Raw genomic sequence first — 14,618 nt, forward strand, 5'->3', positions numbered from 1 at the left:
GCGCCCAGAGCGGCATCGAGGAGATCGTGTTCTCCAACGGCACGGTCTGGGATCGCGACCGCATCGATCAGCTGCAGCAGCTCGGCCGCTTCAATGCCGCCGACGACATCGTGCATCTCGGTGTCGAGGACGAGCCGGTGGTGATCGATCCGGCGACCCTGTTCGCCAACGATGCCGACAGCGCGGTCGACCTGACGCTTGCCAGCGTCGGCAATGCCGTGAACGGCACCGTGCGCGTGCGCGAGGACGGCAAGATCGAATTCCTGGGCGCGCCAAACTACAACGGCGATGCCTTCTTCAACTACACCGTCCGCGACCAATTCGGCCGCGAGTCCACGGCCCGGGTCGAGGTCGATCTCGCGCCGGTCAACGACGCACCGACGGCGGTGGATGATCCGCTGGTCTACGCCGTCGAGGACCAGATCCTGCGGATCCGCATCGACACGCTGCTCGCCAACGATTTCGACGTCGATGGCGACGCCGATCTGGAAGGCTTGCACATCGTCTCGATCGCGCCGCTGACGAACTCGTCCGGGCAGGCGATCGACAGCTACAAGGATAACGACTACCGGTACGAAGCCACCAATGTCACTGCGCGGCTGGATGGCGACTACATCGAGTTCAAGCTGCGTCCGGACTATTTCGGCGCGGCTGGGTTCGTCTACACGCTGGCCGACGCCAGCGGCGCGACCTCGACCGCCAGGGTCGAAATCTCGATCTCGCCCGTCAACGACGCGCCGCGCGACCGTGACACCTATCGCTGGATCCGTCTCGGCCAGGATACCGCCGTCACCGTCGCCGACCTGATGGCCAACACCTACGATATCGAGGGCGACGGCTTCACCTTCGTCGGCCTGCATGGCGGCCTCGACGACAACCCCGCCAACAATGGCAGCCTGGTGTTCGACCAGGCGACCGGCACCATCACCTTCACGCCGGCCTCGCTCGGGCAGGCGAGCATCGAATATGACGTGATCGACGCGCGCGGCGCGGCGGCGACCTTGACCTACGACTTCAAGGTCAAGCCGCTCAACGACGCGCCGAAGGCCTATAACGACTACGGCTACCGGACGCTCGAGGACCAGATCCTCGTGATCGACCCCGCGACGATCCTCGCCAACGACACCGACGAGAACGGCGACACGCTGGTGCTCGACAGCATCGCCCGGTTCGCCGATGGCGGCAAGGTCCGCCTGCGCGATGACGGCATGATCGAGTTCCGGCCGGCGCCGGACTACAACGGCGCCGCCGGCTTCCAGTACACGATCAGCGACGGCCATGGCGGCACCGCGACCGCCTATGTCGCGATCACGGTACTGCCGCGCAACGAAGCGCCGATCCTGCGCAACGACTATGTCAGCGGCCTGGAGGACGGTCCGCTGTTCGTGATCCCCGGCGAAGCGTTCGGCAACGACATCGACGCGGACGGCGACGTGCTGTTCTTCAAGCGCTCGACAGTGCTCGGCGTGGTCGACCACCGTTATCTGTCGGCCGGTTACGCGGTCAGCGCGGCCCTGGCCGACGGCTCGGCCCTGCCGTCCTGGCTGCAGTTCGATCCCGCCACCATGCGATTTACGGGATCGCCGCCGGCCGGAATGGACCCGCTCTCAGTCGACGTCTGGGTGAGCGATCCCTCCAATGGGCGGATCTTCAATACGCGGTTCGAGCTGACGGCGGGCGATATCTCGGGCGGTTTCGATGCCGGGACCGATGTTCTCAAGGGCTACGAAATCCGTTCCGCCTTCGCGGTCGACTACGAATTCAGTGCGTCCGATCTCGATGCGGACACGACCGTCACGGCCAAGCTCGCCGATGGCTCCGTGCTGCCGTCCTGGCTCAGCTTCAACGCCCAGACGCTGCAGTTCACGGGAACGCCGCCCGAGGGGACGACGGACCCGATCAGCATCCAGCTCACCTTCTCGCATCCGGCCGAAGGCGGTGGCAATCCCAGGACCTTCACCGATAACATGACGCTGGATCCGGCCATGCTGCCGGCCGGCGTTACCTATAACAGCCAGATCGCGCTGCTCGACACCAGGAGCGGGACGGTTTCGGCCTCGATCATCGGCGGCCGTCCGTTGCCGGATTGGCTGTCCTTCGACGCAGCGACGCGCACGGTCGGCCTGAGCGGCTTCGCGCCGGATGCGGATGCGCAGCTGGCGCGCCTGCAGGTCGTGTTTACGCCGGCACCGCGCGTGCTTCCCGACGGAACCTATGCCTCGAGCAATCGCGGTTTCACGCTGGAATTCTTGGTCGATCCGCACGGCGATCTCGCAAGCCAGATGACCGCGATCAACCACGCGCTGGAAGGCGAGTCCTATTTCGCGGACCAGGGCGTGTTCGCGCTCGACCTGAAGGGCGCCGGTGCCATCACCGCGACCCGCGAGAGCGGCGCGCCGCTGCCGGACTGGCTGAGTTTCGACCCGGCCACCTTCACCTTCTCCGGCATGCCGCCGGCCAACTGGGTCGGCGCCGTGCCGGTCCGCCTGGATATCGCCGCGGGCAACGGCCATCCCGCGATGTCGATCATCACCGAAGCCGTGGTCGACGACACCTTCAAAATTGCGCCGTTCCCGGCCTCGACGGTCGTCTCGCCCGGGCAGATCAACGTCAACGTTCCCACCGACTTCAACGGCACGGTGGTGCTGAGCTATGACGCCACCGACGAGAAGGGCGGCGTCTCCGGCACTCCGGCGCTGATCTTCTACGACGTCAAGCCGACGCGCGAGCGGCCGGACACCGCGGTCGACAATCTGACGGGGCGCGAGGGACAAACCACGCGCTTTGCGGTGACCGACCTGCTGCAAAACGACTTCGACCGCGACCGCGATGCCTTGCGGATCCTGTCGCTGGGGCAACCGGCCAACGGTTCGCTCGTCATCGAGCTCGCCCATGCCAATATCGCGCCGCCCGCCGGCCTCGGCCAGCTCGAGGGTGCGGTCTGGAGTGCGATGCTCGCCGACGGCTCGGCGCTGCCGACCTGGCTCACGATCGACAGCGCGACCGGCGCGCTCTCGGGCGATGTGCCGCTGGCATTCGCTGCGAATCTCGACATCCGCTTCACGCGGACGCTCGGCGGCGACAGCCAGAGTGCGACCTTGAGCCAGCACTTCGACGGCAATTCCGGGGCTTTCGTCGTCTACACGCCGGCGGATGCCTTCTCCGGCGATGACGGCTTCAGCTATGTCGTGACCGATGACCACGAAGGTCCTTCGACCGGCTCGGCCATCGTCCATGTTGCCGCCGTCAACGATCCGCCGACCACGGTCGAGGACATTGTCGCGGCGGTCGAGGACACGCCGCTGCTGATCGACCCGGCGACGCTGCTCGCCAACGACTACGACGTCGACAACAACCCGATCCGCTTCGTCGACGTTGCGAACGCCACGCACGGCACCGTCAGCTTCGACGGCACCCATATCGTGTTCACGCCCGACCACAATTTCGAGGGCGTCGCGACGTTCGAGTACATCGTGACCGACGACACCAATGGCTCGAGCACGGGCAAGGTCAAGGTCAACGTCGCCTCGACCAATCACGCGCCGATCGCCGCGACCGACGTGTTCGAGACCGTCGAGGACACGCCGTTCGAGTTCGCCACTGCCGATCTGCTCGGCAACGACAGCGATGCCGACGGCGACACCATCACGTTCCAGTCGCTGTCGCGCAGCGCCGGCAACGGCCGCATCGTCGAGCTGCCCGACGGACGCTGGCAGTTCGTGCCGAACGAGAACATCAGCGGCGCGGTCAATTTCAGCTACACGATCTCCGACGGACGCAAGACCTCGACCGGAACCGTGACGTTCAACGTCGATGCCGTGAACGATGCGCCGATTGCCAATCCGGACGGAGCCGGGACGGCCAACGACCCGCTGGGTGTGTTCAGGACGACCCAGGACCAGGCCATCACGATCGACTTCGCCGCGCTGATCGCCAACGACCGCGACGTCGAAGGCGACAGCTTCGAGATCGTCGAGGTGTTCGACGGTGACCAGGGAACGGTGGTGCGCGTCGGCTCGACCGCTGTCTTCACGCCGAATGCCGGTTATATCGGCGATGCCGGCTTCCACTACCGCGTCACCGACAGCCATGGCGCGTCCAGCGTCGGCTTCGTCACGCTGCTCGTCGCACCCAACGTGCCGCTGCCGATCCCGGTGTCGGATGCCGGCTTCGAGGTGCTCGAAGACGGCTTCATCGACATCGACCCCGCCGCGCTGATGGCGAACGACGTCACGCCCGAGGGATCGACCCTGACCTTCGTCGGGCTCGAAGGCGCCGAACTGCTCGCGAACGGCAAGTATCGCGTGACGCCCGCCGCCAACTTCAACGGCGAGCTGGTGCTGCATTATTCGGTCAAGAACGAGCAGGATTTCGCGGTCTCGACCACGGTCACGATCAACGTGCTGCCGGTCGCCGACGCTCCTGTCGCGCGTCCCGACACGCTCGAGATGCGTGAGGATTCCCCGCTGACGCTGTTTGCGAGCCAGCTGCTGGCCAACGACAGCGATGCCGACCAGCAGGCGTTCGTGCTCACACGGATCGTCGCGACCTCTGGTGTGACGGTCACCGATCTCGGCTTCGGCCAGCTCCAGATCACGCCGAATGCCGACTTCAATGGACCGGCGTGGTTCGACTATGAGATCGAGGATTCGACCGGCCTGACCGCAACGACGCGGGTCAACGTCAACGTCGCGGCGGTCGACGACGCGCCCGTGATCTCCGCGGTTCCCGTGCTCAAGGGCATCGAGGATCAGCGCTTCAGCGTGACCCTGCCGGCCGGCTTCGTCAGCGACGTCGACGGCGACGCGCTCCTGGTCGAAATCCGGGGCAAGGACGGCACGGCGCTGCCGGCCTGGCTGCAATACGATCCGCAGACGCGGCTGCTGAGCGGCGATCCGCCCGCCAATTTCAACGGCACGATCCAGCTCGAGATCGCAGCGACCGACGGGACCGCTCAGACCGTGCGCGAGCTGCTGGTGTCGATCGCCCCGGTCAACGATGCGCCGGTTCTGGCCCATCCGTTGGACGACCAGGCCGGCCGCGAGGGCGAGGCGCTCGATATCGCGCTCGACAAATCGGCCTTCGCCGATGTCGATGGTGACACGCTGACGTTCGCCGCGCGCTTGAGCGACGGCAACCCGCTGCCGGCATGGCTGAGTTTCGACGGCTCGCACTTCACCGGCACACCACCGCAGAACGCGGCCGGAGACTTCGACATCGAGGTCACCGCGAACGACGGAACGCTGACCGTCAGTGACGTGTTCCGGCTGAGCGTCGTTTCGGTCAACCAGGCCCCCGTGCTGTCGGTGCCGCTGGCCGATGTGTCCTCGTCCGAAGATGCGCCGCTCACGATCGCGATTCCCGCCGGCAGCTTCACCGACCCCAACGGCGACCCGCTGACCTATTCGGCGACGCTCGCCGACGGCAGCGCGCTGCCGTCCTGGCTTGCCTTCGACGGCACGAACTTCACCGGCACGCCGCCGGCGGACTTCAACGGCAGCTTCGATATCCTGGTCACGGCCAGCGACGGCGCGCGCGTTGCAAGCGACGTCTTCCGAGTGACCATCACGCCGGTGAACGATGCGCCGGTGGTGGCGCAGGCGCTGGCGGACGTGTCGTCGCCGGAGGATGCTCCGGTGTCGATCACGATCCCGGCCGGCAGCTTTACAGATGTTGACGGCGATACGCTGACCTACGCCGCGACGCTCACCGACGGCAGCGCGCTGCCGACCTGGCTCAGCTTCGACGGCACGACATTCACGGGCACCCCGCCGTCGAACTATAACGGCGCGATCGACATCAAGGTCACGGCGAGCGACGGCTCGCTTACCGCGAGCGAAATGTTCCGCCTGACCATCACGCCGGTGAACGATGCGCCGGTGCTGGCGCAGCCGCTGGCCGATATCGTCTCGCCGAAGAACGTCCGCGTCACCATCCCGGTGCCGACCGGCAGCTTCACCGATCTCGACGGCGACACGCTGACCCTGACGGCAACGCTGTCCGACGGCAGCGCACTGCCGTCGTGGCTCGCCTTCGACGGCGCTACCTTCACCGGCACGCCCCCGACCAATTACACCGGTGCGATCGACATCAAGGTCACGGCGAGCGACGGGGGGCTCACCGCGAGCGACGTGTTCCGCCTGACGATTCCGTCGGTGAACAACGCGCCCGTGGTCTCGATCCCGCTGCCTGACGTCTCCTCGCCGGAAGACACCGCTGTCTCGGTCGCGATCCCCGCCGGCAGCTTCACCGACGTCAACGGCAACCGGCTGACCTATACGGCGGTGCTCTCCAGCGGAGCCGCGCTGCCGACCTGGCTCGCCTTCGACGGCGTCACCTTCACGGGCACGCCGCCGGCCAATTTCAACGGCACGGTCAGCATCAAGGTCACCGCCAGCGACGGTGCGCTGTCGGCCAGCGACATCTTCGTGCTGACGATCACGCCGGTGAACGACGCGCCGGTGCTGTCGGTGCCGCTGTCCGACGTCAGCTCGGCGGAAGATGCCGCGGTGTCGTACACGATCCCGACCGGCCGCTTCACCGACGTCGACGGCAACGTGTTGACCTATTCGGCGACCTTGGCCGACGGCAGCCCGCTGCCGTCCTGGCTGACGCTGACCGGCGCCAAGTTCGCCGGCACGCCGCCGCTGAACTTCAACGGGTCCATCGACATCCGGGTCACCGCGAGCGACGGTACGCTCTCGGCGAGCGACGTCTTCACCCTGACGATCACACCGAAGAACGATGCACCGGTGCTGTCCGTGGCGCTGCCCGACGTGACATCGCCGGAAGATACGCCGCTATCGATCGCGCTTCCCGCCGGCAGCTTCACCGATGTCGACGGCGATACGCTGACCTACACCGCGACGCTCTCGACCGGCGCTGCGCTGCCGACCTGGCTCTCCTTCGACGGTACCAATTTCACGGGAACGCCGCCGGCGAACTACAACGGCACGCTCAACATCAAGGTCACGGCGCGCGACGGTGCTCTGGCGGTCAGCGACACCTTCGCACTGACCATCACGCCGGTGAACGACGCGCCGGTGGTCGCAGTGCCGCTGTCCGACGTCAATTCGGCGGAAGATGCCGCGATCTCCTACACGATCCCGGCCGGCCGCTTCACCGATGTCGACGGCAACACGTTGACCTATTCGGCGACGCTGGCGGATGGCAGTGCGCTGCCCTCCTGGCTGACGCTGACCGGCACCAAGTTCACCGGCACGCCGCCGCTCAACTTCAACGGCGCCATCGACATCAGGGTCACCGCGAGCGACGGTACGCTTTCGGCCAGCGACGTCTTCACCCTCAACATCACACCGAAGAACGACGCGCCGGTGCTGGCAATGGCGCTGCCTGACGTGACCTCGCCGGAAGATACGCCGCTGTCGATCGCGATCCCGGCCGGCAGCTTCACCGATGTCGACGGCGATACGCTGACCTACACGGCAACGCTCTCCACGGGCGCGGCGCTGCCGACCTGGCTGAGCTTCGACGGCACCACCTTCACCGGCACGCCGCCGGCGAATTACAACGGCACGGTCAGCATCAAGGTCACCGCCCGCGACGGCGCACTGTCGGCGAGCGACATCTTCACGCTGACCATCACGCCGGTGAACGACGCGCCCGTGGTTTCGGTCCCGCTGTCCGACGTCAACTCGGCCGAGGACGCTGCGGTCTCGTTCACGATCCCGACCGGCCGATTCACCGATCCGGACGGCAATGCGCTCACCTACACCGCCACGCTGGCGGATGGCAGCCCGCTGCCGTCCTGGCTGACGCTGACGGGCACGAGGTTCGCCGGCACCCCGCCGCTGAATTTCAACGGGGCGATCGACATCAAGGTCACGGCCAGCGACGGCACGCTCACGGCCAGCGACGTCTTCACCCTGACGATCACGCCCGTCAACGACAAGCCGGTCGCGGCCAATGACGGTCCGTTCTCGGTCACCCATGGCGACACGCTCGCCATCGCGCGCGCAAGCCTGCTCGCCAACGACACCGATATCGACGGCGACAATCTGACCATCGTCTCCGTCGGCACGCCACCGAAGGGGACCGTCGTGATCGACGGGCAAGGCGTCAGCTATACGCCCGATTTCGGTTACGAGGGGACCGACAGCTTCACCTATACGATCAGCGATGGCGTCGCGACGGCGACCGCCACCGTCAGCCTCACCGTCTCCAACGCCTTCGAAGGCTGGGTGGTCGGGACCGCCAGCTCCGAGACGCTGACCGGCGACGCGGTCGCTGCGAACAGCATCTATGGCGCCGGTGGAAACGACGTCATCACCGGCGGCGCTGCCGCGGACCGTCTGGCCGGCGGGATCGGCAACGACACGCTCAACGGCAATGACGGCGATGACCAGTTCTGGGGCATGGCCGGCAACGACACGATCAATGGCGGCAACGGCACCGATACCGCCTATTACAACGGTGTGATGTCGACCTATTCGATCGTCACCTCGGCGGGGTCGGTTCAGGTCACCGACAATTCCACGGCGAATGGCAGCGACGGCGTCGACACGCTCACCAGCATCGAAAGGCTCGTCTTCCGCAACGGCGAGATGGTCACGCTGGCAGCGCCGATCATCCTCGATCTCGACGGGCGAGGCGTGGAGACCACGACGGCCAGCCAATCCTCGGCGAAGTTCGACATCGATGGTAATGGCACCGCCGACGACACCAGCTGGATCGGAACCACGGAAGCCTTCCTGTTCCTGGATCGCGATCGCAACGGCACCGTGAGCGGCATCTCGGAGCTGAGCTTCGCCGACGACGTGGCAGGCGCCCGCTCCGACCTCGAGGGACTGCGTGCCTTCGACAGCAACCGCGACGGAATGCTGTCCGCCGACGACATTCGGTTCTCCGACTTCAATTTGTGGCAGGACCGCAATGGTAACGGCACGGCCGAGGACGGCGAGATCGTGTCGCTGGCCGCGGCAGGCGTGCGCTCGATCGATCTGGCGGCATCGGCAACGGATGGGTCCTGGGCGTTCGGCAGTACCGTGGTCGTCAATCGCGGCAGCTACACCCGGGCCGACGGAAGTACGATGGACTATGCCGATGCCGTGCTGACGCAGGCGGCGCCGCAACCGCTCGCCGCCGCCGACGCGAACGCCGCAAGCTCGGCCCAGACGCTGGCCTCGGCGCTCGAGATCCTGTCCGCGAACCCTGCGCCTTCGATCGGCGAGCAGTTCTGGCACGCGATGAATGCGATGACGGGGTCGGACATGCCGGACGCAGCGGCGGACGCCGCCAATCCGTCGCACCCTGGCGGCGACGCTGACAGTTGGGTCGGGCACGTCGCGAATGGAGTGGGGACAGATCAGGCGCCGGCGCTGCTCGCACTGATGCGGCAGGAGATGTCGGCGTTCGGCACCAATGCGGGCGCCGCCGACCTTGCCTGGCGCAAGGACGCGGCCACGCATCCGATGGACTATTTCGCCTGACGCCGCGGGCTGCCGCGCTGCATGGCGATCTCTGAAGAAAGGGGGCAGGGCCGTGGCTTTGCCCCCGTTTCGCTCGCGCGAATGTGAGCTGGCCGCGGTTGAGCTGAATCAAGCAGATGCCGCCTGTTCCTCATTACCATTCGGCTTGGCGCTGATGGTGATGGGAGAAGCCAAGTTGGAGTCCGATCAAGGTTCACGCAAGCCGGGCCTGGCGATGGCTGCCATCTTCGCGGGTGGCTTGCTGCTCGTCATGCTGCAGTTCGGCCTCGCCACCTACAGTTCGACCGAAACCATTCCCTACAGCCAGTTCGAGCAGCTGCTCGCCCAGGACAAGATCACCGAGGTCTCCGTCGGCACGGATACGATTCAGGGGAAATTGAAAGAGCCGCTTCCGGGCGGCAAATCCGCCTTCATCACCGCGCGGGTCGATATGGCCCTGGCCGACAAGCTCGCCGCGAAGGGCGTGAGCGTGACCGGCGTCCCCGGCGGCGGCGCGTTGCAGACATTGCTGTCCTGGATATTCCCGGTTCTGGCTTTTTTTCTGATCTGGTTCTGGCTCGGCCGCGGCATCGGAGGAAGTCAGGGCCTGGGCGGGCTGATGTCGATCGGCAAATCCCGCGCCAAGGTTTACGTCGAGAAGGACATCAAGGTCACCTTCGCCGACGTCGCCGGCGTGGACGAGGCGAAGTTCGAGCTGCAGGAAGTGGTCTCGTTCCTCAGGGATCCCAAGAGCTATGGCCGCCTGGGTGCGCACGTTCCCAAGGGGATTCTGCTGGTCGGGCCGCCGGGGACGGGAAAGACCCTGCTGGCCCGTGCCGTGGCGGGAGAGGCTGGCGTTCCCTTTTTCTCGATCTCGGGTTCGGAATTCGTGGAGATGTTCGTCGGCGTCGGCGCCGCGCGGGTTCGGGACCTGTTCGAGCAGGCCCGCAAGGCGGCGCCCTGCATCATCTTCGTCGACGAGCTCGATGCGCTCGGGCGCAGCCGCGGGCCGCAATCGTTCGGCGGCTATGACGAGAAGGAGCAGACGCTCAATCAGCTCCTGTCCGAGCTCGACGGGTTCGATCCCAGCGCCGGCGTCATCCTGCTGGCGGCGACCAATCGCCCGGAAGTGCTGGACCCCGCGCTGCTGCGCGCGGGCCGCTTCGACCGACAGGTGCTGGTTGACCGGCCGGACAAGACCGGGCGCGTTGCAATCCTGAAGGTGCACGCCCCCAAGATCCGGATGCGCAAGGACGTCGACCTCGACAAGGTGGCGGGTCTCACGACCGGCTTTACCGGGGCCGACCTTGCGAACCTCATCAACGAAGCCGCGATCGCTGCAACCAGGCGAAGCGGCGAGGAGGTCACCTTCGACGATTTCGTCAGCGCGATCGAGCGGATTGTCGCCGGCATCGAGAAGAAGAGCAGGGTGCTCGGCAAGGACGAACGGCGCCGGGTCGCCTATCACGAGATGGGCCATGCCCTCGTCGCCGCCAGCCTGCCGGGCGTCGATCCCGTGCAGAAAGTGTCGATCGTTCCACGCGGGATCGGTGCGCTTGGTTACACCATCCAGCGCCCGACCGAGGACCGGTTCCTGCTGACGGTCGAGGAGCTGAAGAACCGCATCGCGGTGCTGATGGGCGGACGCGCGTCGGAGCATCTGATCTTCGACGGGGCGATCTCGACCGGCGCGGCCGACGATCTGCAACGTGCGACCGAGATCGCCATCGAAATGGTGACCAGATACGGCATGGACGAGACGGTCGGGCAGCGCACCTATGCCGCCAAGCCGCAGGCGTTTCTGGTGGCGGCGCAGGACAAGATCGTCGCGGCGGCCGAGGCAACCGGCCGCGAGATCGATCTTGCGGTGCGCAACCTGATCGAGGAGGGCGACCGCCGCGCCCGCGAGATCCTGCAGCGAAGGCGTGCAGACCTCGACGTCGGCGTTGACCTCTTGATCGCGAACGAAACGGTCACGGCCGAGCAGTTCGCGCCACTGATCGGCAAGCGCGGCGGTGGAAGCGAGCCGGTCGCCGCGTGACGGCGCTGGGCGCGTTCAACCTGATCTCCGTCGTCAGATGACATGCGATAGCGTGAAGCCGCCGTCATGATACCGCAGGATTGCGCGGCCCTGCCGGAAACTTGCCGGATTCTCCCGCGTTTGATCCGGGTCAAGAGTTCCAGTCGCCTGCCTCTTTAAGATGCAGATCCCTCCACGTCGCCGCGGATCATCCCCCGCTTCGGCCGCTCAGTTTCCGGGATGATGATTTCAACCGAGCCGCGCAAGACCGCGGGAATGAGCCCATGCGCACATACTACTTTGATTTCAAGGACGGCGTGCCCGTCCGGGACAGATCCGGCCTTGACCTCGTGAGCGACGGCGCCGCCATCGCGCACAGCAAGGACCTGGCCGACCGGCTGCGCCGGGAGAAGCCGAAAGGCCATCCGGACCTCCGCATCGTCGTGCTCGACGAAAGCGGCCGGGAAGTCCATCGCGAGCCGATCTATCCGGACGCGACCTGAGCACCGCGGGCGTGCTCCCATGAACTCGGCTCCGGTCCCAGACATCACGGATCCGAGATCGCCAGCCGCTTCGCAATGGTCGCCGAGACCAGATAGGCCGCGGCAATGGCGATGATCGTCGCAACCAGTTGCGCAGGCAGCGCGGTGAAGCCGAATGCGCCTCGCCACGGGCCAAGCGCAAGCGCGACGCCGGCGAGCAGGGCGCCGAAGGACGTGGCGATCAGGATGTTGGGAGGCCGGTTCGCCAGCCACGGCAATTTGCGAGACCTGATCACGAAGATCACCAGGATCTGGGTCGCGATCGATTCCACGAACCAGCCGGTTTGAAACAGGGCCGCATCCGCGTCGAACAGCTTGAGGAGAACGGCGAAGGTGATGGCGTCGAACAGGGATGAGACTATTCCCATGACGATGGTGAAGCGAAGGATGCTCGCCATGTCCCAGACTTCGGGCCGCGCGATGTCTTCACGATCGACGTCGTCGAAGGGGATGCCGATCTCGGAGAGATCATAGATCAGATTGTTCAGCAAAATCTGCAGCGGCAGCAATGGCAGGAATGGAAGAACGATCGAGGCGAGCGCCATCGACAGCATGTTGCCGAAATTCGAGCTGGTTCCCATCCGGACGTATTTCAGGATGTTGGCAAAGGTCCTGCGGCCCTCGCGCACGCCGGCCGCGAGCACGGACAGGTCAGGTGCCAGCAGGATCATGTCGGCGGCCGCGCGGGCGACTTCGGTCGCGCCGGTGACGGAGATGCCGACATGCGCGGCATGAAGCGCGGGCGCATCGTTGACGCCGTCGCCCATGAAGCCGACCACGTGATTGCGGTGGCGGAGCGCGGCAATGATCCGCCGCTTCTGGTCGGGATCGATCCGCGCGAACAGGTCGATGTGATCGACCCGGGCGATGAGCGCGGCATCGGTCAGCTCGGAGATCTCGGCACCGGTCATGATCCGGTCTGCCTTCAGGCCGACGGAGCGCGCGACATGTGCAACCACGGCGTCATGGTCGCCCGAAATGATCTTGATGGTCACGCCGAGCGAGCCGAGTGCGTGAATGGCCGTGGCCGCGTCCCGCTTCGGCGGATCGGCGAACACGCAAAAGCCGATGAGGGTCAGGTTGGCTTCGTCGCCGACGGCAATGGTCTGCTGCCCGGCCGGAATGGACCTGATGGCGACGGCCAGGAGCCGGAAGCCGTCGCGGGCATAGCGCGCCTGGATGTCCGCCATCTTCTGCTGCCAGGCGGCGTCGAGCGGATGAGCCAGGCCATCGATTTCAACGGCGACGCAGCGCGACAGGATGGATTCGGGGGCGCCCTTGGCGATCAGCATGTGCTCGCCGTCGCGGACCGCCAGAACCGACAGGCATCGCCGTTCGAAGTCGAACGGCACTTCCGCAAGCCGAACCCAGCCGTCCGTACCCTCATGGCTCGCCGACAGGATCGCGTCGTCGAGCGGACTTCGGACGCCGGCCTGGAACGTGCTGTTCAGGCGCGCCAGGCTCAGGACGCGCTCGCTGGATTGCCCCTGCGGCTCGATATGCGCCGCCAGCGTGATCTTCGCTTCGGTGAGCGTGCCGGTCTTGTCGACGCAGAGCGTGTCCATCGCACCGAGATCGTGTATCGCGGACAACCGCTTGACGATGACCTTTCGCTTCGCCATGCGCAGGGCGCCGCGGGCGAGCGTCACCGTCATCACCATCGGCAGCAGCTCGGGCGTCAGGCCGACGGCGAGCGCAATCGCAAACAGGAAGGATTCCATCGCGTTGCGCTGCGCGACGAGATGCGCCATCAGCACGAACAGCGTGAGAAACAGCGTCAGCCGAAGGATCAGCAATCCCAGCTTCCGGACACCTTGTTCGAGAGCCGTGGGCGGGGCGTTGGCCGCCATCGCCGAGGCGATCGCGCCAAAGCGCGTCCGGCCTCCGGTCGTCACCACCAGCATCCTGCCGCTTCCGCCGACCGTGCTGGTTCCCGCGAACAGGGCGTTGGTGGCGTCCGCCGGCAAGGCCGCTGAGCAGGGGCGGTCGCTCTTGAAGGCCGGAAACGGCTCGCCCGTCATCAAGGCTTCATTGATCTGCAACTCCTGCGCATCGAGCACGATGCCATCGGCGGGTATGAGATCGCCGATGCGCAGTTTCACGACGTCGCCCGGGACGAGAGACGTCACCGAGATCGTCATGTCCTTGCCGTCCCTGACGACGTCAGCCTGGATGGCGACCGATTCCCGCAACGCTTCGGCGGTGAGCTCGGCGCGATGCTCCTGGACGATATCGAGTGTGATGGACAGCGACAGCACGGTTGCGATGATGGCGAAGCTGCCGATGTCGCCGCTCAGCCCGGACAGAAGCGCCGCCGCCAGCAGCATTGCGATCAGCGGATTCCACAGGCGCTGGCCGAGCTTGCGCCAGGCCGATCGCTTTTGCGAGGCGTCGGCGCGGTTCGCTCCGAGGATCGCCAGCCGCCTGACGGCTTCGCCCTGCGACAGGCCGTCCGGGCCGGAGCCGAGCGCGCGATAGAGATCATCCTTCGGCATTTGCCAGAACGCCGCGGCCAAAGCCTTGGCCGGGATAGATTGTTCGATCATGCGAGGGCTCGACGGTCGCTGACACTGGGCGAGGCCAAGCTTAAGCGACTGCCGGCTCCCTGACTTGACGCAACTCAATTCG

General features: G+C 66.1%; 4 protein-coding genes (1 of these 4 running past the window's edge). 3 read left to right on the forward strand and 1 reads right to left on the reverse strand.

Going from position 1 to position 14,618, the window contains the following annotated elements; translation table 11 throughout:
• From Q0743_RS26325 to Q0743_RS26335, 3 genes are all read left to right on the forward strand, one after another.
• A protein-coding gene (locus Q0743_RS26325; protein ID WP_298244394.1) for a tandem-95 repeat protein crosses the window boundary here: on the forward strand, positions 1 to 9,449 show its final stretch. The gene continues 24,631 nt to the left of window position 1, outside the view; the window shows 9,449 of its 34,080 coding nt (coding positions 24,632-34,080); its start codon lies beyond the left edge, outside the window; its stop codon occupies positions 9,447 to 9,449.
• Positions 9,450 to 9,624: 175 nt separating this feature from the next.
• Positions 9,625 to 11,469, forward strand: a complete 1,845-nt coding sequence (gene ftsH / locus Q0743_RS26330; protein WP_298244395.1) for an ATP-dependent zinc metalloprotease FtsH — start codon at positions 9,625 to 9,627, stop codon at positions 11,467 to 11,469.
• A gap of 263 nt (positions 11,470 to 11,732) precedes the next feature.
• Entirely contained in the window at positions 11,733 to 11,951 is a 219-nt protein-coding gene (locus Q0743_RS26335) for a hypothetical protein (RefSeq protein ID WP_298244396.1), read from the forward strand.
• Between the two features lie 44 nt (positions 11,952 to 11,995).
• On the opposite strand, the gene mgtA is transcribed toward Q0743_RS26335, so the two are convergent.
• Entirely contained in the window at positions 11,996 to 14,536 is a 2,541-nt protein-coding gene (gene mgtA / locus Q0743_RS26340; RefSeq protein WP_298244397.1) for a magnesium-translocating P-type ATPase, read from the reverse strand.
• Positions 14,537 to 14,618 lie beyond the last annotated feature (82 nt).

The sequence above is a fragment of the uncultured Bradyrhizobium sp. genome (assembly GCF_936943645.1).
GTDB lineage: Bacteria > Pseudomonadota > Alphaproteobacteria > Rhizobiales > Xanthobacteraceae > Bradyrhizobium.

Bases quoted from the DNA above. Each gene is read 5' to 3' on its own strand.
- Q0743_RS26335 (WP_298244396.1), top strand. From the start codon at position 11,733: ATGCGCACATACTACTTTGATTTCAAGGACGGCGTGCCCGTCCGGGAC.
- mgtA (WP_298244397.1), bottom strand. From the start codon at position 14,536: ATGATCGAACAATCTATCCCGGCCAAGGCTTTGGCCGCGGCGTTCTGG.